Origin of the sequence: Vreelandella jeotgali Hwa (assembly GCF_000334215.1) — a bacterium.
GTDB lineage: Bacteria > Pseudomonadota > Gammaproteobacteria > Pseudomonadales > Halomonadaceae > Vreelandella > Vreelandella jeotgali.
Window position 1 is genome coordinate 73,436 of record NZ_AMQY01000013.1, and the last position, 23,375, is coordinate 96,810.

Here is a 23,375-nt window from a genome sequence, read left to right on the forward strand (position 1 = left end):
GGTTTTTTTGTGCGCTACCGAATGTCGCTTGGAGGCCGCTGGCCGGGTAGCGCGAAAGAGTCGTATCAGCTGGTCCTGCCCAGCAGCAGGAACTCGATCAGCGCCTTCTGGGCGTGCAGGCGGTTGCCGGCTTCCTGCCAGACCACGGCGCGCGGGTCGTCGAGCAGCGTGGTGCTGATTTCTTCGCCGCGATGAGCGGGCAGGCAGTGGAGGAAGAGCGCGTCGTCCCGGGCATGATCCATCAGGGCTTCGGTGACCTGAAAGCCGGCAAAGTCGGCTTCGCGCCGTGCCTGCTCGCCTTCCTGACCCATTGAGGCCCAGACGTCGGTGGTGATCAGGTCGGCCCCGTCGGCGGCCTGCTGCGGGTCGTGGAGGATGCTCACGCTGTCGCCCGCCGCCGCGACGATATCGGCGCGCGGCTCGTAGCCCTCGGGGCAGCACACGCGCAGGTTGAAGCCGAACTGGCGGGCGGCGTTGATCCAGGAATGGCACATATTGTTGCCGTCGCCGACCCAGACGGCAGTGCGTCCCTGTATGCGGCCGCGACGCTCGGTCCAGGTCATGACATCGGCGAGCAGCTGGCAAGGGTGGTAGTCATCGGTGAGGGCGTTGATCACCGGCACGTCGCTGGCGTCGGCATAGATTTCGAGGTTCGCGTGGGAGAAGGTGCGAATCATCACGGCATCGACCATTTCGGCCAGCACCCGGGCGGTATCACCCACGGGCTCGCCGCGGCCCAGCTGCGTGTCGCGCGGGGAGAGGAACAGCGCATGGCCGCCAAGGTGCGTCATCGCGGTTTCAAACGAGACCCGGGTGCGCGTCGAGGATTTCTCGAAAATCATCGCCAGGGTACGGTTGGGCAGCGGCGTGTAGTTCGGCCCCTGGGCCTGCAGGTGGGTCTTGATGCTGATGGCCCGCTGGATGAGGTAGTGCAGCTCGTCCGGGGACAGGTCCAGCAGGGTCAGAAAATGGCGTGTCGCCATGATGGCTCTCCGTGCAAAACACCTATCCTGGCAGCGCGACGGGGGATGCGCAACGCGCAGTGCCTCTGGCAGAATGGCGCCAGGCGACAAGGCCTGGTAGCATGGTCGGGTATTGGCCGGGTCGAGCCGTATCCGGCGACCGCATCGTTTTGAAGTCGGCGGGGCAAAAGCCCGGCGCCGGCGCACCCAAGGAGGCCTCATGAGCACTACCGTGGAAAACATCCAGCAGCAGATCAGCGAAAACAACATCCTGATTTACATGAAAGGCACGCCCCAGCTGCCCCAGTGCGGCTTTTCCGCGCAAACCGTGCAGGCGCTGATGAACTGCGGCGAGCGCTTTGCCTTCGTCAACGTGCTGGATAACCCCGACGTCCGCGCCGAGCTGCCCAAGGTGGGCAACTGGCCGACATTCCCCCAGCTGTGGGTAGAAGGTGAGCTGGTCGGCGGCTGCGATATCGTCGTGGACATGCACGAAAGCGGCGAGCTGGAAAAGCTGGTCAAGGGCGCTGCCGAGCGCGCCAATGCCGAAGAAGAGGGCGGTGACGCCTGATCGACCCCGCGGGACTGCCGAACGCCGGTGGGCGAAACGGTGCCGGTGCCAGTGTTGGCGGGCAGGACGGTAGCCGCTAGAATGGCGCCTTTACAGGTTGTTTCGCCCGCCCGAGGATATTCTGCCCCATGAGCTATCAGGTTCTGGCCCGTCGCTGGCGGCCACGCACATTCCATCAACTCGTGGGGCAGACGCACGTACAGCGTGCGCTGGTCAACGCCCTGGATCAGGGGCGTCTGCATCATGCCTATCTGTTTACCGGCACCCGCGGCGTGGGCAAGACCACCCTGGCGCGGATTCTGGCCAAATGCCTCAACTGCACGGCGGGCGGTCAGGGCGACGACGGCGTGACGTCCGTGCCCTGCGGCGAATGCGATAGCTGCCGGGCGATTGACGAAGGCCGCTTTGTCGATCTGATCGAGGTCGATGCGGCGTCGCGGACCAAGGTGGAAGATACCCGCGAACTGCTGGATAACGTCCAGTATGCCCCGACCCAGGGGCGCTACAAGGTGTACCTGGTGGACGAGGTACACATGCTCTCTACCAGCAGTTTCAATGCCCTGTTGAAAACGCTGGAAGAGCCCCCGCCCCACGTCAAATTCCTGCTGGCCACGACCGACCCGCACAAACTGCCGCCCACGGTGCTGTCGCGCTGCCTGCAGTTTACGCTCAAGCATCTGCCGCCTGAACGCATTGTCGAACACCTGACCCATGTGCTCGGCGAAGAAGGCATCAGCTTCGAGGAAAGCGCGCTATGGCTGCTGGGCAAGGCGGCCGAGGGTTCCATGCGCGATGCCATGAGCCTGACCGACCAGGCCATTGCCTTTGGCCAGGGGACGGTACAGCACGCCGATGTGGCGGCTATGCTGGGTACGCTGGACCATCGCCATGTGCTGGCGCTGGTGGAAGCGCTGGCCGATATTGACGTGGCTCGCCTGCTGCGCGAAGTCGCCGGCCTGGCGGAACAGGGGCCCGATTTTGCCGCCGTGCTGGACGATATAACCGCCATTTTGCACCGCCTGGCCGTGGCGCAGATGGTGCCGGACGCCGTGGATAACAGTCACGGCGACCGCGATGACGTGCTGGCGCTGGCCGCGCGCTTTACCGCTGAGGACGTTCAGCTGTATTACCAGATCGGCATTCAGGGACGCGGCGACATGGCGCATGCCCCGGACCTGCGCAGCGCGCTGGAAATGACGCTGCTGCGCATGCTGGCGTTTCGTCCCCAGGGCGTACCCAAACCGCCGGCCACGCCGCTGCCTCTGCAGCCCGAGCGCCCGGCGGCGGATTCGGCGCCTGCGGCCGCCACATCGCCAGCTCCGTCAGCCGAACCGGCACCGCCGCCGGAAGAAGCGCCACCCAGCTCGCCGCCCTGGCACGCCGACGCAACGCCGGCGGCTGAGCCGACAGCGGCGCCGCCCGACCCAAAGCCTGAGCCGGTTCCGGAGCCCACGCCTGACATCGCCCCGGAGCCGGAGCCCGAGACGGCCCTCGAGCCCGAAGCGCCTTCGCCGGCGGACAACGCCGTGGTGCCCGACAACGAGGCCTCCGACAGCGCGGTGCCCGACAGTGCCACGCCCGGACGTCTGGATCACGCCGGCTGGCTCGACGGCTTCGCTGCGCTGGGGCTGGGCGGGCTGACGCGCAACCTGGCGGCGCACTGCCAGCTGAAGCACGACGACGGCACGACGCTCGAACTCAGGCTGGACCCTGACCAGGCCGCCATGCAGGCAGAAATACACGAAACCCGGATTGCCAAAGCGCTTGCTGCCCAGGGCATCGAGCGGCGCGTATTTTTTACCGCCGAGCCGCTGGATCCGTCGCTGGAAACACCGCAGTATCGCGAGGGTCGGCTGAATCAGGAACGTCGGACCCAGGCGCTTGATACGCTCAATCGTGATCCCCATATCCAACAGCTACAGCAGGCCTTTGGCGCCACCTTTATCGAAAACGGTGTCATGCCCGCCGGGCGCGCCGACTGACTGCCAACGCATGCGACGCTTTCGACCGAGGTTGCATGCGCCGTTCGCACAAGACGTTCAACCTATCTATATAACACCGGGAGGCATCGCCATGATGAAAGGCGGAATGGGCAATATGATGAAACAGGCCCAGGAAATGCAGGAAAAAATGCAGCGTGCCCAGGAAGACGTCGCCAATGCCGAAGTCCAGGGCGAAGCCGGCGCGGGCATGGTGCAGGTCACCATGAACGGCCGCCACGATGTCAGCAACGTCAGCATTGATCCGAGCGTGATGGAAGAGGACAAGGAGCTGCTGGAAGACCTGCTGGCTGCCGCGGTCAACGACGCTGTGCGCAAGATCGAAGCCACGTCCAAGGAAATGATGGAAGGCGCCACGGCCGGTATGGATTTGCCGCCCGGCTTCAAGATGCCGTTTTAAGCGATGCGCTTTTCCCCGCTTGTCGAACAGCTGATGGACGCGTTCCGGGTGCTGCCCGGCGTGGGGCCGAAAACCGCTCAGCGCATGGCCATGCACGTGCTGGAACGCGAGCGCGAAGGCGGTAAGCGGCTGTCGGCTACGCTTGCCGAAGCGGTCGAGACCGTGGGGTACTGTCAGCGGTGCCGGACGCTCACCGAAGCGTCGCTGTGCGCGCTGTGCGAAAGCGCCCGGCGCGATGACAGCCTGCTGTGTGTCGTGGAGTCTCCGGCGGATCAGCTGGCGATCGAGGAAGCCGGCGGTTTCGGCGGACGCTACTTCGTGCTCCACGGCCACCTGTCACCCATTGACGGTATCGGCCCCGAGTCGATCGGTCTGGAACAGCTCGAGCAGCGTGTTGCCGAAGGCAACGTGCGTGAAATCGTGCTGGCCACCAATCCCACCGTCGAAGGCGAAGCCACCGCGCACTACATCGCCACCCAGCTGGTCACCTACGGCGTCACGTTTTCCCGTCTGGCCTATGGCGTGCCCATGGGCGGCGAGCTCGAATACGTCGACGGCGGTACGCTCAGCCGGGCCTTCAACGGCCGTTTGCCGTTTGCCAGCGAATAGGCGCCCGGCATTGGCCAATCCGTTTTACCGGCCAGCTTTTGCCGGTCATTCGCGAATCCATCGTCGCTCATCAATCGTCGTCAACAACCCCGCCGCACGCATGGCGTGTGCGCCTTTTCGGGAACCCTGCTTTTGTCCTTGATTGACTCCCCAACGTATCAGTGGATTGCCACGCCTGAAGCGCTGGATGCCGCCTGCACCCGGCTCGAGGGCGCCGAGGTCATCGCGCTGGATACCGAATTTTTCCGCGAAAAAACCTTCTACCCGATTCCCGCGCTGATTCAGTTTGCCGGCCAGGGCGAGACCTTTCTGGTCGATCCGCTGGCGGTGGCGTGCACCCCGGCGTTTTGTGCGCTTTTGCAGGGGGAAGCGCTCAAGTTGATCCACGCCTGCAGCGAAGACCTGGAGGTGTTTCAGTGCTGGGCCGGCGTGGTGCCCGCTCCGATGATGGATACCCAGGTGGCTCAGGGCTTTCTGGGAGACGTGCCCGGGATGGGTTACCAGAAACTGGTCGCGCACTGGCTGAATGAAGACCTGCCCAAGGAAGAAACCCGCTCCGACTGGCTCAAGCGGCCGTTGAGCGCGTCGCAGTGCGACTACGCCGCGTTGGATGTGATCTGCCTGCTGGAAGTCTGGCAGCATCAGGCGGCGGCGCTGGAGGAGAGCGGGCGCATGGCCTGGGCGTTGGCGCAGTGTCAAACGCTGGTCGACCAGGCCGGGCGTCACCCCGGCCAGGATGCCCTCTGGTTTACCCGCCAGCGCCAGCTGTGGCGGTTGGCGCCGCGCCAGATCGAGGCCTACCGGCGCATGACCGCCTGGCGCGAAGGCGAAATTCGCCGGCGTGACCTGCCGCGCAACTGGCTGGTCAGCGACAGGGTACTGTTTGAAGTGGCCGCTGCCATGCCCGACAATCGCCCCGAGCTGGCCGATGTGGAAGGCGTCAGGCCCTCGCTGGTGAAAAAAGAGGGCGATACCCTGCTCGACATGGTGCAGTCTGCGCGGGATTGCGATTCAGCGGCGCTGCCACCGGCCTGGCCGGACCCCGCGCGGCCGCCGTTCAAGCCGCTGTTCAAGGCGTTGAAAAAGACCGTCAGCGAACGCGCCGAGGCGCTGAACATGGCGCCGGAAATGCTCATGCGCCGGCGGGATATCGAAGCCGTTGTCATGCAGGCGCTGGCCGGCCGGGAGCCTGAACTGCCCGATGGCTGGCGCGGTGAATGCCTGAACGAATCGCTGACGCAAACACTCAAGGAGGCGTCATGACCGCTGCCCATCCCGTCGCTCCCGATCGTATTATCTGCGAGGTGTTCAAGAGTTCGCGCAAGGACGAGATGTACCTCTATGTGGACAAGCGTCGGGGGCTGGAAGACGTGCCCGACGCGCTGCTGGAGCCCTTCGGCAAGCCGGTACCGGTATTTACCCTGCTGTTGACCGCCGACAAGCCGCTGGCGCGGGCCAGCGCTGCGGATGTGCTGGCCGCGATTGCCGACCAGGGCTATTATTTTCAGATGCCGCCGGCCAGGGACGACTACCTGCTCGATCTGTACCGGACGCCCACCCAGGCCGTTTACTGAGGTGACCATGCCGATGCGCGAACGCTTCTGGGAGCGCTTTGATCTCGAAGAGCTCAACGACGCCGAATGGGAAGCGCTGTGCGACGGCTGCGGCCAGTGTTGCCTGCTCAAGCTCCACGATGATGACACCGGGGAGCTGGCCGTACTCAACGTCGCCTGTCGGCTGCTGGATACCCACAGCTGCCAGTGCAGCGACTATCCCAACCGTTTTGACAGCGTGCCCGACTGCACTCAACTAACGCCCGCGCTGGTCCGGGAGTTTACCTGGCTGCCGCACACCTGCGGCTACCGTCGCGTGGCCGAAGGCCGCAAACTCGCCGGCTGGCACCCGCTGCTGAGCAACGACGCCGAGCGCGTGCACCGCAAGGGCGTCAGCGTGCGCGGCGTTGCCGTGTCTCAGGACGACGTGCCCGAACACCGCCTGGAAGAGCACATTATCGCCGTGCTGCCGATGTAGGCGGTGGCCGGGGGTTGTCACGCCTGCTTTGTGGCGAGCCCCAGCGCCCAGAGAATAAACGCATCCTGCCGCGCGGCATCGCGCCAGGCCTTGAATCGGCCCGAGGCGCCGCCGTGGCCGCTTTGCATATCGGTATACAGCAGCACCGGCGACGTTCCCTGCTGGTGCTGCCGGACCTGTGCATAGAACTTGGCCGGCTCCCAGTAGGTAACGCGGGTATCAAACCAGCTGCCCTCGATCCACAGCGCCGGGTAGGGCTGCGACTTGACGTTATCTACCGGCGAGTAGCCACCGATGCGCGCCGCGACGTCGGCACCCTCGGGATTGCCCCATTCGCTGTACTCGGCGGTGGTGAGCGGTAGCTCGGGGGTTTGCATGGTGCGCAGCACGTCGACAAAGGGCACATCCAGCACCGCCGCGCAAAACGCCTGCGGCGCGCGGTTGACGCAGGTGCCCACCAGCATGCCGCCGGCGCTGGCGCCGTAGGCGACGATGCCCTCGGGCCGGCTGAAGCCCTGTTCCACCAGGGCATTGCGCGCGGCGAGAAAGTCCGCAAAGCTGTTTTCCTTGTGCGCCATCTTGCCGTGCAAATACCAGGGCTCGCCGCGCTCGCCGCCGCCGCGCACATGGGCCACGGCAAAGGCGACGCCGCGCTGCAGAAGCTCCAACCGAGCGATGGAAAACCAGGGATCCTGGGGGTCGCCGTAGGCGCCGTAGCCGTACAGCAGGGTGGGCAGCGGGCGGTCGGCGAGATCGGCGCGCATGACAATCGATACCGGCACGCTTTCGCCGTCGGCGCTTTGTGCCCAGATGCGCAGGCTTATGAGATCGTCCGGCTTCAGGTCGCCGTACAGCGGCAGCGACTTGATCACCCGGCGCTCGCCGCTTGCGAGATCCAGCTCGACCCAGCGCGGCGGGCGGGTAAAGGATTCCTCGCGCAGGGTGAGCGTTTGGGCGTCAAAGTGCGGGGCGTCTTCCAGCAGCTGTGAGCAGGGCGTTTCCGGCAGCGCGAGAATATCGTTGCCGAGAGTGTCGTGGGCGTTGTTCAATATCAGCCGGCGGAGCGTCACCTGAGCCTGGTCGTGGTCGCGTTCGGCCAGCACCAGCCCCCAGGCAAAGGCGTCCACGCCTTCCAGGGTGGCGTTGTCCCGATGGGGGACCAGCGGCTGCCAGCCTATCCGCGCCTTGCTTTGCCTCGCTTCGGCAAGCGCCTGGTCTTCGTCGATAACGTCGAGTTGAAACTGCGCGCCGGCGCGGTTGTGCAGGCAGTAGAAAAAGCCCGGGCGGTGGTCGAGGCTGGCCTCGACGCCGGCTTGCCGAGGATGGAGGCAGATCGGCGCGGTATCCGGGGCGGCCGCCGGCACAATTCGGGTTTCGCTGGTGTCCTTGGACGCGCTTTCCAGCACCAGCCAGCGCCGGGAGCGCGTTTTGTCCATGCCCACCCAGAATTCGGCGTCGTCTTCCCGCCAAACAAGCTGCGCGGCGCCGTCTTCGGCCGTCTCATCGAGGGCGACCGACAGGCGCCAGACGCTATCCGGGCGCTGGGTGGGGTCAAAGCGGGTAAACAGCAGCGTTGCGCTCTGCGCGGTCTGATCTTCCGCCCAGCACAGCGCCGGGCCGATGTCGTCGAGCAGCGGCCGAGGCTCGCCGTCGGGCAGGGCTTTCAGCCAGAGGGCAAAGCGCTCGTCGCCCCGGGTGTCTTCGGTCCAGGCGAGCCACTGTTCGTCGGGGGTGAGTGCCATGTCGCCGATCTCGAAAAAATCACGGCCGGCGGCCCGATCGGGCAGGTCGAAAAAGCATTCCCGCGCGTCGGGTTTGCCGTTGGGATAGCGCCACCAGCGCGGATAGTCGGCCTCGGCATCGATGGTGCTGTAAAACGTATAGTGGTCGAGCCGGGTCTCGGGGCTGGTGGACGCCAGCTCGCGCCGGGCAAGATGGCCCTGGTAAAGCGCGTCGGCCAGCGGCGCCAGCGGGGCAAACCAGGCGCCATGCTCGGCGTTGGCAGCGTGCAAAAAGGCGTGGGTATCGGCGCTGTCGCTGTTTTCGAGCCAGTGCCAGCCGGGATCGTCGGAGCGGCGATAGTGCGACACCGGTGAAAGCCCGTTAGGGTCATGCTGTGCTGTGTTCAATTGACGGGTACCATAACGAAAAATGTAGCGCGGATGAGAACATCCATACGAGGAGTATTATGCTGTTTGCCGACTCAATGTCACTGCTTTGGCTGGTTTATTACGGGGTGTCGATCCTGGTGCTGGGAGCGGTTTATCTGGCGCTGGCCTTTTTACCGCGCCTGTTGCGTCTTCCACTGACCTGGGCAATCGGCGGCGCCATGTGGATGCCCGCGACGTTTGCCCTGCCGCTGGTCGAGGAAGGCGGGGTATATCACGGCTGGGCGCCGTCGGCCATGGTCGCTGCCGTGGGATTTCTGGAAAAGGATTCGGCGGCGCTGGGCGGCGGCCTGATGTGGCTGCTGAGCGGTATCACCCTGGGCGCGCTGGTGGGTATCGCCATCTGGTGGCTGCATCGTCCGCGCCGGCAGCGCGACGCCGAGGCAGCGTCTGCCGATAACACTTCGCATACCGGGGCAGAGCCCGCTGAATCGCGCACTCGTCGCGAGCCGGTGATCGGCTGAAGCGCGCATGGCCGCTGCTGTAAAAGCGGCCATGAAGCCCCTTCGCTGTGGAGCCCTGTTCGTTGTGAAAGGATGCCGTAATGTGTGAACTGCTGGGCATGAGCGCTAACGTACCGACCGACATCTGCTTCAGCTTTGCCGGATTTTTGCATCGCGGCGGCGGTACCGGCCCGCACCGCGACGGCTGGGGTATCGCTTTTTACGAAGAGGGCGGCTACCGCGAGTTTCGCGATCCGCACCCGTCGGTGGATTCGCCCATTGCCCGCCTGATCTGCGACTACCCGATCAGGTCCCGGGTGGTCATCAGCCATATTCGCCAGGCCAACGTCGGCGATGTCACGCTCGCCAATACGCACCCGTTCACCCGGGAAATGTGGGGGCGTCCCTGGTGCTATGCGCACAACGGCCAGCTATCCGGCTGGGAAGATCTACCGCTGGGCAGCTACACCCCGGTGGGGAGCACCGACAGCGAACACGCCTGCTGTTTCCTGCTGGGCGAGATACGCCGCGCCTTTCCCCATCCTCCCGAGCATACCGAGCGGCTGTGGCAATACCTTCACGAGCTTTGCGAGCGGCTGCGCGGTCTGGGCGTTTTCAACCTGATGCTTTCGGACGGCGACTACCTGTATACCTACTGCTCGACGCAGCTGGCGCATATTACCCGCTGCGCGCCCTTTGGCGAGGCCGAACTCTCGGATGCCGACATGACGGTCAACTTTGTCGAGCACACCACGCCGGATGATATCGTCTCGGTGATTGCCACCGAGCCGCTGACGCACAACGAAAACTGGCAGCGAATGGCGCCCGGTGAACTGCTGGTGTGGAAGGACGGCAGGATCCAGGCGCGCTACCTGGCGGAAGCAGAAAGCCCGGCAACGCCAGAGCAATAACACCGGGACAATCCAGACAAACGTCGCAAGTGAAACAAAAGTTTCAATCGGTCGTTTTACAGCTTCCAGCGGGTTGTATATGGTGAATCGATAGCCGTAACGCGGACAACAACAACGTCGGTTGCCACATCGACACGGATAGCGGAGATTGCCGATGAGCGAACATGCCTCTTCCTCCACGCCGGACACCGACAGGGTGCTCCAGGGGCCGGCACTGGACGGGCTTGAGCAGTACGGGTCGATTACGGATGTGTTGCACAAGGCCGTCGAACGCTTTGGTCGCAATCCGGCCTTCAGCTGCATGGGGAAAACCCTGGATTTCAATGATCTGGATCGTCTGTCGGGGAATTTTGCGGCCTGGTTGACCCACGAAACCGATCTTGAGCCCGGTGACCGCGTTGCCATCCAGCTGCCCAACGTCCTGCAATTTCCCGTGGCGGTGTTTGGCGCGTTGCGCGCCGGCATGGTGGTGGTCAATACCAACCCGCTGTATACCGAGCGCGAGATGGCGCATCAGTTCGCGGACTCCGGGGCCAGCGCCATTGTGATTCTCGCCAACATGGCCGCCAAGCTGGAGGCGGTGCTGGATAAAACCGCGATTCGCCGGGTGCTGGTCACCGAGCTGGCCGACCTGCACGATGCGCCCCGGCGCTGGGTCGTCAATGCCGCCGTCAAGCATGTCAAAAAGATGGTGCCGACGTATTCGCTGCCCCAATCGATGCCGTTTCGCCAGGCGCTGAAAAAGGGCAGCACCCTGGCCAACGGCGACGTATCGCGCTGCCTGGACGATCTCGCCGCGCTGCAGTACACCGGCGGCACCACCGGCAAGCCCAAGGGCGCGATGCTCACGCACCGCAATCTGGTCGCCAACATGGTGCAGGCGCGCCAGGCCATCGGCGGCAATATCGGCGAAGGAACAGAGACGGTCATCGCGCCCTTGCCCGTCTACCACATCTATACGTTTACCGTGAACTGCCTGTTTCTGGTGGATACCGGCAACCATTCGGTGCTGATTCCCAACCCGCGGGACCTGGATGCCTTCGTCAAGGAGCTGAAAAAACGGGCTTTCACCGGGTTTGTCGGGCTCAATACGCTGTTCAACGCGCTGTGCCAGCGGGAGGATTTCAGGCAGCTGGATTTTTCGGCGCTGCACCTGACCATCTCCGGCGGCATGGCGTTGACCACCCCGACAGCCCAGCGCTGGCATGAAGTGACCGGCTGCCCCATTGCCGAAGGCTACGGGCTGACCGAAACCTCGCCCATCGTGACGTTCAATCCCAGCGATGCCATTCAGCTGGGAAGCATCGGCAAACCGGTTGGCGGCACGGCGGTCAAGATGGTCGATGCCGATGGCCGGGATCAGCCCTGGGGCGACCCCGGCGAGCTCTGCGTGAAAGGCCCCCAGGTGATGAGCGGCTATTGGCAGTCCGACGAGGCAACGCAGCGTGCGATAACCGACGGCTGGTTTGCCACCGGCGATATCGGCGTGCTGCAGGACGATGGCTATGTCCGCATTGTGGATCGCAAAAAGGACATGATCCTGGTCTCGGGCTTTAACGTTTACCCCAACGAAATCGAGGACGTGGTGGCGGCCCATCCCGACGTCATGGAATCCGCCGCTGTGGGGGTGCCCGACGACGACAGCGGCGAAGCCATCAGGCTCTACGTGGTCGCCAAAAACGCAACCCTGGATGCCAGTACCCTGAAGCGCTGGTGTAAAAAGTCGCTGGCCGGCTACAAGGTGCCCAGGCATATCGAGTTCCGCGATGAGCTGCCCAAAAGCAACGTGGGCAAGGTGCTGCGCCGTCAGCTGCGCGATGGCGACAGTGCCGGTGCGTAAAGCCCCGGGCGCGATGGGCTTTGACACCCCGGCGGCAAGTTGGAATCATGGCGTTCACATTTTTGTGAAAAATATTTCCATTAGCGTGATACGCCATCCCGCTTGCCGATACGGAGCCCACCATGCCCATTGTGAACATCCAGCTGATTGAAGGTCGCACCGCCGAGCAGAAAGAGGCGCTGATCAACAACGTCACCGACGCCTGCGTCGAATCCATCGACTGCACGCCGGAAAGCGTGCGCATTCTGCTTTCCGACGTGGACGTCCAGGATTTTGGCGTGGCCGGTGAGTCGGTGGCCAGGCGCCGTGCCGATAAAACGTCCTGACCGCAAGGTTAGGCGCTGGCTGCCCGGAAGCGTTACAATGCCCGGCCCGCTCAACCGAGCGGGCCGTTTTTTGTACCGGAAGGCCGCCAGCGACACCGCGTCGCCCGTGCTTTCCGGCCGCTGATAAACCGAGCCGACCGTGACCGATACCCCGGACTCTTTCATCGAGATGCCGCTCAACGACAGACTGCGCCACAGCGCCGATGCCAGCGATGCCCAGCGTCTGAAGGCGCTGAAGCAGGCCGTGCCCGAACTCATGCTGCGCGACGCCGAACGTATCCAGCGCCGACTGGCGGGGCTGGAGCGGCGGCTGCGCGACGGCAAGCCCGTGGATCGCGGCCTGAATGAACTCACCCGCGACGTGGAGCGCGCCGCGCCGGTTAGCCAGGCGCGTCGTGCGCAGCGCGTAAGCCTCGATTACCCGCCGGAACTCCCGGTGGTCGAGCGCCGCGAGGATATTCTCAAGGCGCTGGACGAGCATCAGGTAGTGATCGTGGCGGGGGAGACCGGCTCGGGCAAAACCACCCAGCTGCCCAAGCTCTGCCTGGAGCTGGGGCGCGGTCGGCGCGGGCTGGTGGGCCATACCCAGCCTCGGCGGCTGGCGGCGCGAAGCGTGGCCACCCGCCTGGCCGAGGAGCTGGATACGCCGCTGGGCGATCAGGTCGGCTACCAGGTGCGCTTTACCGACCAGAGCCGGGATACCACCCTGGTCAAGCTGATGACCGACGGTATTCTGCTGGCCGAAACCCGCAACGATCCGCTGCTGCTGCGCTACGACACCATCATCATCGACGAGGCCCACGAGCGCAGCCTGAACATCGATTTTCTGCTGGGCTATCTCAAGCGGCTGCTGCCCAAACGTCCGGATCTCAAGGTCATCATCACCTCGGCGACCATCGACGTGGAGCGCTTTTCGGCGCACTTCGGCACGCCGGATCGCCCGGCGCCGGTGGTCGAGGTCACCGGGCGTACCTATCCGGTGGATGTGCACTATCGGCCGCTGGTCCGCGACGGCGACGACGAAGACGACCGTACCCTCCAGGAAGGTATTCTTCAGGCGGTGGAAGAGATCGAGGGGATCGAGCGCGAGAAGGGCTGGCAGCACGGCCCTCGGGACGTGCTGGTATTTCTCCCCGGCGAGCGCGAGATTCGTGAGGCCGCCGATACTCTGCGCCGGGCCGACCTGCGCGGCACCGAAGTGCTGCCGCTGTACGCGCGGCTGTCCAACGCCGAGCAGAATCGGGTGTTTGCCTCGCACCGGGGGCGGCGTATCGTGCTGGCGACCAACGTGGCGGAAACCTCGCTCACCGTTCCGGGGATCCGTTACGTGATCGACCCGGGGCTGGTACGTATCAGCCGCTATAGCTACCGTGCCAAGATTCAGCGCCTGCCCGTTGAGCCGGTCAGTCAGGCCAGCGCCAACCAGCGCAAGGGCCGCTGCGGGCGGATCGCCGAAGGCGTGTGTATTCGCCTGTACGACGAAGAGGATTTTCTCTCCCGGCCCGAGTTTACCGACCCGGAAATTCGCCGTACCAATCTGGCCTCGGTGATTCTGTCCATGCTCTCGCTGAAGCTGGGCAGCATCGAGGCGTTCCCGTTTGTCGATCCGCCGGACCCGCGCTTTATCAAGGACGGCTTTCGGCTGCTGTATGAGCTGGGCGCGGTCAGCGATAAGAACGACCTGACGAAGCTGGGCCGGCAGATTTCGCGGCTGCCCATCGACCCGCGCCTGGCGCGTATGGTGCTGGCCGGCGCCGATCGCGGCAGCCTGCGCGACGTGCTGATTGTGGTGTCGGCGCTGTCGATCCAGGATCCCCGCGCGCGCCCTGCGGACAAACGCCAGGCCGCGGATCAGGCGCACCATCGCTGGCATTCGCCGGAGTCGGACTTTGTCGCCCTGGTCAATCTCTGGCACGGCATTGAAAACGCCCGGGAAGCGCTGTCCGGCAATCAGCTCCGGCGCTGGTGCCGCGACCACTACATCAACTATCTGCGCGTACGCGAATGGCACGATACCTTCCGCCAGCTGCGCCAGCTGCTGCGCAACATGTATATCGAGGTGCCGCCGCCGACGCCCGGCGACCCGGCGCAAAGTGAAGAAGAGGCCCGCCAGGCAAGGCGCAAGACCTCGGGCAAGCTGCATCAGGCGCTGCTCTCGGGGCTTTTATCCAACCTGGGGCTGCTGACCGAAGACCGCGACTACCTCGGCGCGCGCAACCGCAAATTCGTGATCCACCCGGGCTCGGGGCTGGCCAAAAAGACCCCCAAATGGGTCATGGCCTTCGAGCTGGTGGAAACCTCGCGGCTGTTTGCCCGTACCGTGGCCAAAATCGATCCGGCGTGGATCGAGCCCGAAGCCCGCCACCTGGTCAAGCGCAGCTACAGCGACCCGCACTGGGAGATGAAACGCGCCCAGGTGATCGCCAAAGAGCAGGTAACGCTGTTCGGCCTGCCGATTGTCAGCGGCCGGCGGGTCAATTTTGGCGCCATCGCCCCGCAGGAATCGCGTGAACTGTTTATCCGCCGGGCGCTGGTAGAGGGCGAGTTTCGCACCCGGGGCGAGTTTTTTGCCCACAACCGCGCGCTGATCGATGAAGTGGAAGATCTGGAGGACCGCGCCCGCCGCCGGGATATTCTGGTCGATGAAGAGACGCTGTTTACGTTTTACGACCAGCGGATTCCGGCGGATATCGTCAACGGCAAGGGCTTTGAAAGCTGGCGCAAAAAGGCCGAGCGCGAGACGCCGGACCTGCTCAAGTTCGACCTGGAGGCGCTGAAGGCGCGCGACGCCGAAGAGGTCACTCGCGGGCAGTACCCGGATCATCTGACGCTGGGCGGGGTGAGCTACCCGGTCAGCTATCACTTTGCCCCGGGCGCCGACGACGACGGCGTGACGCTGACCGTCCCCGCCGCCATGCTGCCCCAGCTGCCGGTGCACGCGCTGGAATGGCTGGTCCCCGGGCTGCTGCGCGGCAAGTGCATCGCGCTGATGAAATCGCTGCCCAAGAGCCTGCGTCGGCAGGTAGTGCCGATTCCCGACTGGGTCGACGCCGCGCTGGAAACCCTGGTGGCCGATGACCGCCCGCTGACCGAAGCGCTGGGCGAGTTTGTCCGCCGGCGCACCGGCACCCGGATAAGCGCCGACGATTGGCGCCTTGAACAGTTGGAAGCGCATTGGCTCATGAATGTGCGCGTGGTGGGCCACGACGGTCAGACTCTGGGCCAGGGGCGCGACGTTCGCGCGCTGGAGAAGCGCTTTGAAGACGCCGCCAGCCAGGGCGCGCGTGCGCTGGCCGCTCAGGTCAACGACGCCCCGAGCGTCGACGGCCTGCCGGAGACGGCGCTGCCCGAATCCCGTGTGACCGAACAGGCGGGTATTCGCGTGGAGGCCTACCCGGCGCTGACTCGGGACGGCAGAGACTTCAACGTCACGCTTTACGATCATCCGGCCAAGGCAGAAGCGGCCCACCGCGAAGGCATTGCGCAGCTGGCCATGGCCGAACGACCGGAGTGGGTCAAGCAGATTCGCCGGCTCAAGGACGTGGAAACCTGCGCACTGCTGTTTGCCAGGGTGGGCAGCAAGCAGGCGTTTATCGACGACCTGGTAGAAGCCGCCTTTACCCGGGTTGTCGCCGTCGACCCGCTGCCGCGCTCTGCTAAAGCGCTCGAACAGCGCCTGGGCGACACCGGCGAGCAGCTGATCCCCCGGGCCGAGGCGCTGCTGCAGCAGGCCCACGCCGCGCTCCAGGAGCATCTTGAAGTGAGCAAGGTGCTCAAGGGCAAACTCAACTTTGCTCTGGCGCTGGTCTACAGTGACATCAAGGCGCAGATGCAGCGGCTGGTCTATCCGGGCTTTCTCTGCGATGCCGGCGAATGGCTGACGTGCTATCCGCGCTATATGCAGGCGGCGCTGATTCGCCTGGAAAAAGCCCCGCGCGAACGCAGCCGCGATCAGATGCTGATGGGCGAGATTCAGGCGCTGGAGGCGCGCCTGGATGCCCGGCGTGAGAGTGAGCGCCGGGGGCAGGTAGAGTCGCCGGAGCTGGTCACCTTTGGCTGGTGGCTGCAGGAATTGCGTGTTTCACTGTTCGCCCAGCAACTGGGGACGGCCATGCCGGTGTCGGTGAAGCGACTGGAAAAACACTGGCAGGACATCACCCGCGTATAGGCCATCACGCATCGCAAAGCGGGCGGTGCCGACACGGCCGTAGACTCTCGAGCAGGGCGGGGTGCCGCCGACAAGGAGACTGGTATGACAGAGGTGGTAATATCCGGCACCGGGCTGTACACCCCCGAGCATGCTGTGGACAATAACGCCCTGGTCACGGCGTTCAATGCTTGGGTGGATGCGGAGAATGCCCGCCATGCCGAGGCCATTGATGCCGGTGAGCGCGATCCGCTGGCATACTCCAGCTGCGCTTTTATCGAAAAGGCGTCGGGTATCAGGAGTCGTTACGTGCTGGACGCCGAGGGCATCCTTGATCCTGAACGTATGCGCCCGCATCTGCCCGAGCGGAGTAACGACGAGCCCTCGATCCAGTGCAGCATGGCGCTGTCAGCGGCGCGTCAGGCGCTGGACAGTGCCGATGTCGCTGCCGAGGACATCGAGCTGGTGATCGTTGCCTGCTCCAATCTCGAACGCGCCTACCCGGCCGTGGCCGTGGAGCTGCAGCAGGCGCTGGGCACCGCTGGCTACGGTTTCGACATGAACGTGGCCTGCAGCTCGGCCACCTTTGCCGTGGAAACCGCGGCCAATGCCATCGCGGCGGGCAGCGTCAAGCGGGCGCTGGTGGTCAACCCGGAAATCTGCTCGGCGCACCTGAATTTCCGCGACCGCGATAGCCACTTCATTTTCGGCGATGCCTGCACGGCCCTGGTGCTGGAACATGACGCCGTTGCCCGCGCCGAAGAGCGCTACGCTATTCTGGGTACGCGGCTGGTCACGCAGTTTTCCAACGCCATTCGCAACAATGCCGGATTCCTGAATCGCGTGACCGATGCCGACCCGAATGCGCTGGACAAGCTGTTTGTGCAGGAAGGGCGACGCGTGTTCAAGGAAGTGTGTCCGCTGGTGGCTGACCTTATTCGCCGTCATCTGGCATCGCTGGAGCTGGAAAGCGGCGATATCACCCGGCTCTGGCTGCATCAGGCCAATCAGCACATGAATGACCTGATTGCCCGCAAGGTGCTGGGGCAGGCGCCGACGCTGGAACAGGCGCCGGTGATTCTCGACCGCTACGCCAACACCAGCTCGGCGGGGTCCATTATTGCCTTTCACCTGCATCGTGAAAAGCTGAAGCTTGGCGATATTGGCGTTATCTGCTCGTTCGGTGCCGGCTACAGCGCGGGTAGCGTCGTGCTGCAAAAAGCCTAGCCCCGCTTTATTGTCATTCCTGAAGAGATAGCCATGTTCAATAATTTTCAATGGCGCCTGGCGCCGGGTCTGCAACGGGCGGCGACGCTGCCGCTGACGTTGACCGTTGCCGCGGTGCTGAGCGGCTGTGCCGGCCAGTCGGTCGATACTGAGCCTCAGCCCGAAGATCCCTGGGAAGGGTTCAACCGCAAGGTGTTTGCGTTCAACGATGTGCTCGACCGCTATGCGCTGCGCCCGGTGGCCAGCGGCTACCATACGATTACGCCGGAGCCGGTAGAGGACAGCGTCGGCCATTTCTTTGCTAACCTGGGCGAAGTGCGCACCGTGCTGAACAGCCTCTTGCAGGGCAAGGTGGAAAACGCCAGCCGCTCGACGTCGCGTTTGCTGATCAACACCACGGTCGGCGTTGGCGGGCTCTTTGATGTGGCCACGAAGATGGATATCCGCCGGCAACAGGAAGATTTCGGTCAGACGTTTGCCGCCTGGGGATGGCAGGATTCACGCTATCTGGTGCTGCCGTTTTTCGGCCCGAGTACACTGCGTGATGCCTCCGGTCTGCCGGCCAACATGGCGACGTATCCGGTGACCTACGTCGACGATGACAAGACCCGGATTGGTCTGGGCGCGCTGAATTTGATTGATAAGCGGGCCGGTCTGCTGGAGCAGGAAGACCTGGTTCAGGGGGATCGCTACCGTTTCATGCGCGATGCCTACCTGCAAAACCGGGCGTTCAGAATCAACGACGGCGAAACCGGCGATGATCCCTTCGCCGATGATGACTTCGAGTTTGATGACGCGGACTTCAGCGACGACAGCGCCGCTGATTGAGGCTTGTGATGAAGCACGATAACCAGCGGGATGTCGGGGAATCCGAAACGCTCCAGGCGTGCCGGCAGCGCTGTGCCTGGCTGGCGGAGCAGAACGACGCGCTGGAAACCCAGCTGGGGCTGCTGCGGATGGATCAGCAAAGCGGGGGCCATATCCAGCGGCGCCTGCTGCCGGTGCATCCGCGGACGCTCAACGGCGTGCGTTTTGATTACTGGCTGGCGCCGTCGCTGTATTTATCCGGCGACTTTCTGGGCTATCAGCGTTACAGCCATCGCTACAGCGCGTTCTACTTTGCCGACGTCTCCGGCCACGGGGCCTCGTCGGCCTTTGTCACGGTATTGCTGAAGTATCTGTTCACCCGCTGGCTGCAACTCTGGAACGGCGAGCACCCCGAGAACCTGCCGGCGGAATGGCTTGCAGAGCTGAATCGGGAGTTGCAGGATACCGACATCGGCAAGTACGCGACGCTGTTTGTGGGCGTGATTGACCACGATACGCGGACGCTGCACTATTCGCTGGGCGCTCAGATGCCCATGCCGGTACTTACGTTCGGCACCGAGGTGGAGCGCCTGGCCGGCGAAGGCATGCCGGTGGGGCTGTTCCCCGACACCGCCTATCCGGTATTGAGCCGTTCGCTGCCGCCCGACTTCATGCTGTGGCTCTGTTCGGACGGCGTGCTCGAATGCCTCCCAGGGGATACGCTTGAGGCGCGCCTCGGGGAGCTTGAGCAGTTATTGCGTGACAGCACCACACTCGAGCAGCTGCGCGACCGTCTCACCCGTGCCAGCCCCTCGGTTGACCTGACGCGGGTGCCGGACGAGACGAGCGACGATCGACAGGCGCTGCCCGATGATTTAACCATCATGATGGTGAGCGGATTTGGCCATGCTGATTGAGGAAGGTCGCATCAAGGCGGCATTTGATTCCGGGGTATTTGTCCTCAAGCTGAGCGGCGACGTGCGTCTGACGCTGTGCGCCACTCTGGATATTCAGGCGCAGCGGCTGGCCGAGACGCCGGGGCTCTGCGCGGTGATGATCGACCTGCGCGAGGCGACCAACGTGGATTCGACGGCGCTGGGCTTTTTGGCCAAGGTGGCCATGGCGGTGAAAAACCGCCTGGAGCAGCCGCCTACTATTATTGTGGATAACCCCGACGTGCGGCAGATGCTCGACGTGATGGGCTTTTCCCGCTTCTTTACTCTGCTGGGCGAGCCGCTGCGTCCGGGCATTGCCGATAGCGCCGAGGATCTTCCCGAAGTGCTCGCCGATGAAAGCGGCCTGCGCGATCGTATTCTCGAAGCTCACCGCATTCTGATGCACATGAACGAGCATAATCGCGAAGAGTTTCAGCCGCTGGTGAGTATGCTGGAGGCTCAGGACAGCAGCCCCGAGCGTTAAGCCGGCTTACTGTCACCGAGCCCGGTTGGCGTTTCGGTGTATATTGCGCCTGCCGGGAAGGGGCAGCGGGTTCAGTGTTTTCGGCTCAGGTCCTCGAGCAGCGCTTCCAGCCGCCGCTGGTCGGCCATGAACTTGCGAATGCCTTCCGCCAGTTTTTCACCCGCCATGGCGTCTTCATTGAGCTGCCAGCGAAACGCCGCCTCGTGCAGCGGTGCGCGGGCGTCGGCTTGTTGGCTGGCCGGGGCGTTGTCCAGCTGGCGGGTCAGCGTGCCGGTCTCGTTGTCCAGCGTATCCAGCAGTCCCGGCGAAATCGTCAAGCGGTCGCAGCCGGCCAATGCCTTGATTTCGCCGGCGTTGCGAAAGCTGGCGCCCATCACGATGGTGGTGTAGCCGTGGGCCTTGAAATCATCGTGAATGCCCTTGACCGATATAACCCCGGGATCATTGGCGCCGCTGAAATCCGCGTCGGGCTGCCTGGCCCTGTGCCAATCGAGAATCCGCCCGACAAACGGCGACACCAGGGTAGCGCCGGCATCCGCCGAGGCCTGCGCCTGAGCTGTGCCGAACAGCAGCGTCAGATTGGTCTGGATGCCGTCGCGTTCCAGCTGTGCGGCTGCCTGAATGCCTTCCCAGGTGGCGGCGATCTTGATCAGGATGCGCCCGGGGTCGACGCCCGCCTGCTGGTAGCGCTCGATCAGCGAGTGGGCACGAGCAACGGTGGCGTCGCGGTCAAACGACAGCCGGGCGCTGACCTCGGTGGATACATAGCCGGGTACCAGTGCGCTGATTTCACTGCCAATATCGACGGCCACGCGATCAACGGCGTCGTTGAGGTCGTGACTGTCCCGAGCAATACCGGCCATGCGTTCACGCTGCTGCTCCTGCTGCGCTACCTGCAGGATCAGCGACGGGTTGGTGGTGGCATCCTGCGGCTGAAAGCGCCGAATGGCATCAAGATCGCCCGTATCGGCCACGACGGTGGTCATTTGCTTGAGTTGGGATAGCAGGCTTACGGCCATATCGTGCTCCTTTGTCATCGTGGCGTTACTCTAGCAAGGCAGGCCGGCTACTAACAGCGCTGCCAGCGGGCAGCAAATCGTCTATGATAAGCGGCCTTGTGGCAGGGCCCGGGCGGTTAGGTCCGCAAGCCGCTACTACTTCATTTGTCTGGGGAGCCGCATGGAACTCAACCCTCGCCGCGTGGCGCTACTGGTAGCCGCCAATACGGCTCTGGCGCCGTTTGCCATTGATGCCTACCTGCCGGCCATGGAGGCGCTGGCCGATACCATTCAGGCCAGTATTCACCACACCGAGCTGTCCATCAGTATTTTCCTGCTGGGCTTTGCCCTGGGACAGCTGTGTTTCGGGCCGCTGTCCGACCGTCTGGGACGCAAGCCCGTGCTGACCGGGGGGCTTACCGTTTTTGCTCTGGCCAGCCTGGCGCTTACCCAGGTGGATAGCCTCAGCTCGCTTTTGTTCATTCGCTTTATACAGGCGCTGGGCGGCGGTGCCTGTGTGGTGAATTCGGCGGCGATTGTGCGCGACTGCTTTCAGGGCCGGGAAGCGGCCCGGGTCATGTCGACCATGGCGATGATCATGATGCTGGCGCCATTGGTGGCGCCGAGTGTCGGCAGTGCCCTGTTGCATGCAGTGGACTGGTGGCTGATTTTTGTCTTTCTGGCTGGCTATGCGCTGTTTCTGCTCTGGCTGTTGGGCACCAAACTGCCCGAAACACGCGACATGACGTTGCCGTCGGCATCGCCACGCCAGGTGTTGAGCAACTATGCCAGCATTCTGCGTCACCGCGAGGGCATGGGCTATATCTGCGCAGTGGCGACAACCTTTGCCGGTCTGTTCGCCTTCGTGACCGCCTCGCCGTATGTCTATATGGAGTATTTCTCCCTGTCTCCGGCGCTGTATCCCTTCGTGTTTGGCGCCAACGTGATTATTATTGCCTCGTCCAACCGGGTGAATATCTATCTGCTGAAAACGCGCACTCCACAGCAAAACCTGCGCCTGGGCCTTGCGGTGCAGTTTACGGCTGCCAGCCTGCTGGTGCTGATTACCGCGCTGGGGCTGAACAGCCTGCCTGTCGTTGTGGCACTGGTCATGTGCTTCACCGGCATGATCGGCCTGATTACGCCCAACTCGATTTCTTCCCTGCTGGATCATTTTGGCCATATCAGCGCCACGGCAACGGCCCTGCTGGGCGGTATCCAATTCAGCAGCGGTGCCTTTTCCGGGATGATGGTGGGCTATTTTGAAATTGAAAATATGTGGCCCATGGTGCTGATGATGTTGCTGGCCTCGGTGGTGGGCAATATCGGCGTGCGTTGGCTCACGCCGACCCCGGTGCCCGACACCCTTTCGGAGTCGCAGGCAGAAACCGATAGCCGTGTTTAATATTCTGGCATGGCTGGATATGGCGCCCGAGGTCTGGCTGGGGGCGGCTGCAGTGCTTACGGCGGGGGCGTTTGTTCAGCGCGCCACGGGCTTTGGCCTGGCCGTGGTCAGCGCGCCGTTGCTGTTGATGCTGGAACCCCGGCTGGTGCCCGTTGTGCTGGTGCTGTTCGGGTTGACCGTATCGCTGATGATGGTGCGCCACTATTGGCATGAGGTCAGTATCGGATCCATCGGCATGGCGCTGGTCGGACGGCTTCCCGGCAACGGCCTGGGGGTGTGGCTGTTGCTCGCAGCGCCGATGTTCATCATGGAGAAGCTGATTGCAGCGATCGTGCTTTTTGCCGTGGGCGTGACGCTTTTCCGCCTGCGGCTGCCGATGAATCGCCTCACGCTGTTTCTGGCGGGCGTGCTGTCGGGCATCTTTGGTACCGTGGCGTCCATTGGTGGGCCGCCCATGGTGCTGCTGATGCACGGATTGCCCCCTGACCGTGTGCGCGGCAATCTGGCTGCCTTCTTTATCGTGACGTCCAGCTTGACCATTATCACCCTGGCGCTGGCAGGGCAGGTGGGTATTTGGCACTTTGGCGCTGCGCTTACACTCCTGCCGGCCGTACTGCTGGGCAATGCGCTGGCTAATCGCATCGCGGCGCGCCTCAACCGTCGCTGGCTACAGACTATTTCGCTGACGCTCTGCGTGTGCTCGGCGCTGGGGCTGCTGTTATAGACATAGCCTCCAGCCTGAGCTGTGCAAAAAATAAAGAAACCTCTTGCCAGCAGAATCCACAGCCCTTATAGTACGCATCCGCTGCCGGCGACGCCCCGCGTTGCCGGCGGTTCAGGGCCCGAAAAGGCCTTGCCTGTCAGTCGGTTACGCGATGTCTTGGTTTGATTTTATTTTTTCATCGCCGTTGACAGGAACATCAAGGGGTGTAGAATACGCCCTCCTCGCAGCCGACACGGCCCGCGAGACGCTCTTTAACAAGTTGATCAGGTAATTCATGTGGGCGCTTGCCGGTGTGGGTGACAAATCACCCAATATCAAGGCAAGCGACTCGTCAGGATTCGGTGCGCTGCTGTTTTCAGCAGGCATGGAATCCGTTTGAGATACGTT

21 protein-coding genes and 1 pseudogene are annotated in these 23,375 nt (G+C 63.6%); 18 read left to right on the forward strand and 4 right to left on the reverse strand.

What is annotated here, in order from left to right; genetic code table 11:
- Positions 1 to 65: 65 nt before the first annotated feature.
- Positions 66 to 983, reverse strand: a complete 918-nt coding sequence (gene argF / locus C793_RS0105905) for an ornithine carbamoyltransferase (protein WP_017430016.1) — start codon at positions 981 to 983, stop codon at positions 66 to 68.
- A gap of 199 nt (positions 984 to 1,182) precedes the next feature.
- Between argF and grxD the strand changes: the two genes are divergently transcribed.
- The 7 genes from grxD to C793_RS0105940 all read left to right on the forward strand — a co-directional run bounded on the left by grxD (position 1,183) and on the right by C793_RS0105940 (position 6,573).
- Entirely contained in the window at positions 1,183 to 1,533 is a 351-nt protein-coding gene (gene grxD / locus C793_RS0105910; RefSeq protein WP_017430017.1) for a Grx4 family monothiol glutaredoxin, read from the forward strand.
- A 128-nt stretch (positions 1,534 to 1,661) separates the two neighbouring features.
- Positions 1,662 to 3,515: a DNA polymerase III subunit gamma/tau gene (gene dnaX / locus C793_RS0105915; protein WP_017430018.1), complete on the forward strand. Its 1,854-nt coding sequence runs from the start codon at positions 1,662 to 1,664 to the stop codon at positions 3,513 to 3,515.
- A gap of 91 nt (positions 3,516 to 3,606) precedes the next feature.
- Positions 3,607 to 3,933, forward strand: coding sequence for a YbaB/EbfC family nucleoid-associated protein (locus C793_RS0105920; protein WP_017430019.1), 327 nt, complete (start codon positions 3,607 to 3,609; stop codon positions 3,931 to 3,933).
- A 3-nt stretch (positions 3,934 to 3,936) separates the two neighbouring features.
- Complete coding sequence (gene recR, locus C793_RS0105925) at positions 3,937 to 4,542, forward strand: recombination mediator RecR (RefSeq protein ID WP_017430020.1); 606 nt, start codon at positions 3,937 to 3,939, stop codon at positions 4,540 to 4,542.
- A gap of 132 nt (positions 4,543 to 4,674) precedes the next feature.
- Positions 4,675 to 5,805: a ribonuclease D gene (gene rnd / locus C793_RS0105930; RefSeq protein WP_017430021.1), complete on the forward strand. Its 1,131-nt coding sequence runs from the start codon at positions 4,675 to 4,677 to the stop codon at positions 5,803 to 5,805.
- Positions 5,802 to 6,116, forward strand: coding sequence for a YcgL domain-containing protein (locus C793_RS0105935; RefSeq protein WP_017430022.1), 315 nt, complete (start codon positions 5,802 to 5,804; stop codon positions 6,114 to 6,116). The genes rnd and C793_RS0105935 overlap by 4 nt, the downstream gene beginning before the upstream one ends.
- Before the next feature lie 7 nt (positions 6,117 to 6,123).
- Entirely contained in the window at positions 6,124 to 6,573 is a 450-nt protein-coding gene (locus tag C793_RS0105940) for a YcgN family cysteine cluster protein (RefSeq protein ID WP_017430023.1), read from the forward strand.
- Between the two features lie 17 nt (positions 6,574 to 6,590).
- On the opposite strand, the gene C793_RS0105945 is transcribed toward C793_RS0105940, so the two are convergent.
- Entirely contained in the window at positions 6,591 to 8,702 is a 2,112-nt protein-coding gene (locus tag C793_RS0105945; RefSeq protein WP_026106141.1) for a S9 family peptidase, read from the reverse strand.
- A gap of 59 nt (positions 8,703 to 8,761) precedes the next feature.
- Here C793_RS0105945 and C793_RS0105950 point away from each other — a divergent pair, with 59 nt between their 5' ends.
- From C793_RS0105950 to C793_RS0105995, 9 genes and pseudogenes are all read left to right on the forward strand, one after another.
- Positions 8,762 to 9,205 carry a hypothetical protein gene (locus C793_RS0105950; protein ID WP_017430025.1) on the forward strand — a complete coding sequence of 148 codons (444 nt, stop codon included), beginning with the start codon at positions 8,762 to 8,764 and terminating at the stop codon, positions 9,203 to 9,205.
- Between the two features lie 80 nt (positions 9,206 to 9,285).
- Positions 9,286 to 10,095 carry a class II glutamine amidotransferase gene (locus tag C793_RS0105955; RefSeq protein WP_017430026.1) on the forward strand — a complete coding sequence of 270 codons (810 nt, stop codon included), beginning with the start codon at positions 9,286 to 9,288 and terminating at the stop codon, positions 10,093 to 10,095.
- A gap of 154 nt (positions 10,096 to 10,249) precedes the next feature.
- Positions 10,250 to 11,935, forward strand: a complete 1,686-nt coding sequence (locus C793_RS0105960; RefSeq protein WP_017430027.1) for an AMP-binding protein — start codon at positions 10,250 to 10,252, stop codon at positions 11,933 to 11,935.
- A gap of 122 nt (positions 11,936 to 12,057) precedes the next feature.
- On the forward strand, positions 12,058 to 12,261 hold the full coding sequence (locus tag C793_RS0105965; RefSeq protein WP_017430028.1) for a tautomerase family protein: 204 nt from the start codon (positions 12,058 to 12,060) through the stop codon (positions 12,259 to 12,261).
- A gap of 256 nt (positions 12,262 to 12,517) precedes the next feature.
- Positions 12,518 to 16,429 carry an ATP-dependent RNA helicase HrpA gene (gene hrpA / locus C793_RS0105975; RefSeq protein ID WP_245550197.1) on the forward strand — a complete coding sequence of 1,304 codons (3,912 nt, stop codon included), beginning with the start codon at positions 12,518 to 12,520 and terminating at the stop codon, positions 16,427 to 16,429.
- 84 nt (positions 16,430 to 16,513) lie between these two features.
- A complete protein-coding gene (locus C793_RS0105980) occupies positions 16,514 to 17,635 on the forward strand; it encodes a beta-ketoacyl-ACP synthase III (RefSeq protein ID WP_017430030.1) in 1,122 nt (373 codons plus the stop codon).
- A gap of 33 nt (positions 17,636 to 17,668) precedes the next feature.
- Positions 17,669 to 18,463: an MlaA family lipoprotein gene (locus tag C793_RS0105985; RefSeq protein ID WP_017430031.1), complete on the forward strand. Its 795-nt coding sequence runs from the start codon at positions 17,669 to 17,671 to the stop codon at positions 18,461 to 18,463.
- A gap of 80 nt (positions 18,464 to 18,543) precedes the next feature.
- Positions 18,544 to 19,359: pseudogene (locus C793_RS13575) on the forward strand (PP2C family protein-serine/threonine phosphatase); the annotation flags it as partial.
- Complete coding sequence (locus C793_RS0105995) at positions 19,349 to 19,861, forward strand: STAS domain-containing protein (RefSeq protein WP_017430033.1); 513 nt, start codon at positions 19,349 to 19,351, stop codon at positions 19,859 to 19,861. The pseudogene C793_RS13575 and the gene C793_RS0105995, both read left to right, overlap by 11 nt.
- 71 nt (positions 19,862 to 19,932) lie before the next feature.
- Here C793_RS0105995 and tal read toward each other — a convergent pair whose 3' ends face one another.
- Positions 19,933 to 20,880 carry a transaldolase gene (gene tal, locus C793_RS0106000; RefSeq protein WP_017430034.1) on the reverse strand — a complete coding sequence of 316 codons (948 nt, stop codon included), beginning with the start codon at positions 20,878 to 20,880 and terminating at the stop codon, positions 19,933 to 19,935.
- 160 nt (positions 20,881 to 21,040) lie between these two features.
- Between tal and C793_RS0106005 the strand changes: the two genes are divergently transcribed.
- On the forward strand, positions 21,041 to 22,264 hold the full coding sequence (locus C793_RS0106005) for a multidrug effflux MFS transporter (protein ID WP_017430035.1): 1,224 nt from the start codon (positions 21,041 to 21,043) through the stop codon (positions 22,262 to 22,264).
- Positions 22,257 to 22,988: a sulfite exporter TauE/SafE family protein gene (locus tag C793_RS0106010; protein WP_017430036.1), complete on the forward strand. Its 732-nt coding sequence runs from the start codon at positions 22,257 to 22,259 to the stop codon at positions 22,986 to 22,988. Before C793_RS0106005 ends, C793_RS0106010 begins: the two co-directional genes overlap by 8 nt.
- Positions 22,989 to 23,132: 144 nt before the next feature.
- Here C793_RS0106010 and C793_RS14610 read toward each other — a convergent pair.
- The coding region (locus C793_RS14610) for a hypothetical protein (RefSeq protein WP_217994464.1) at positions 23,133 to 23,375 on the reverse strand (243 nt) is incomplete at its 5' end.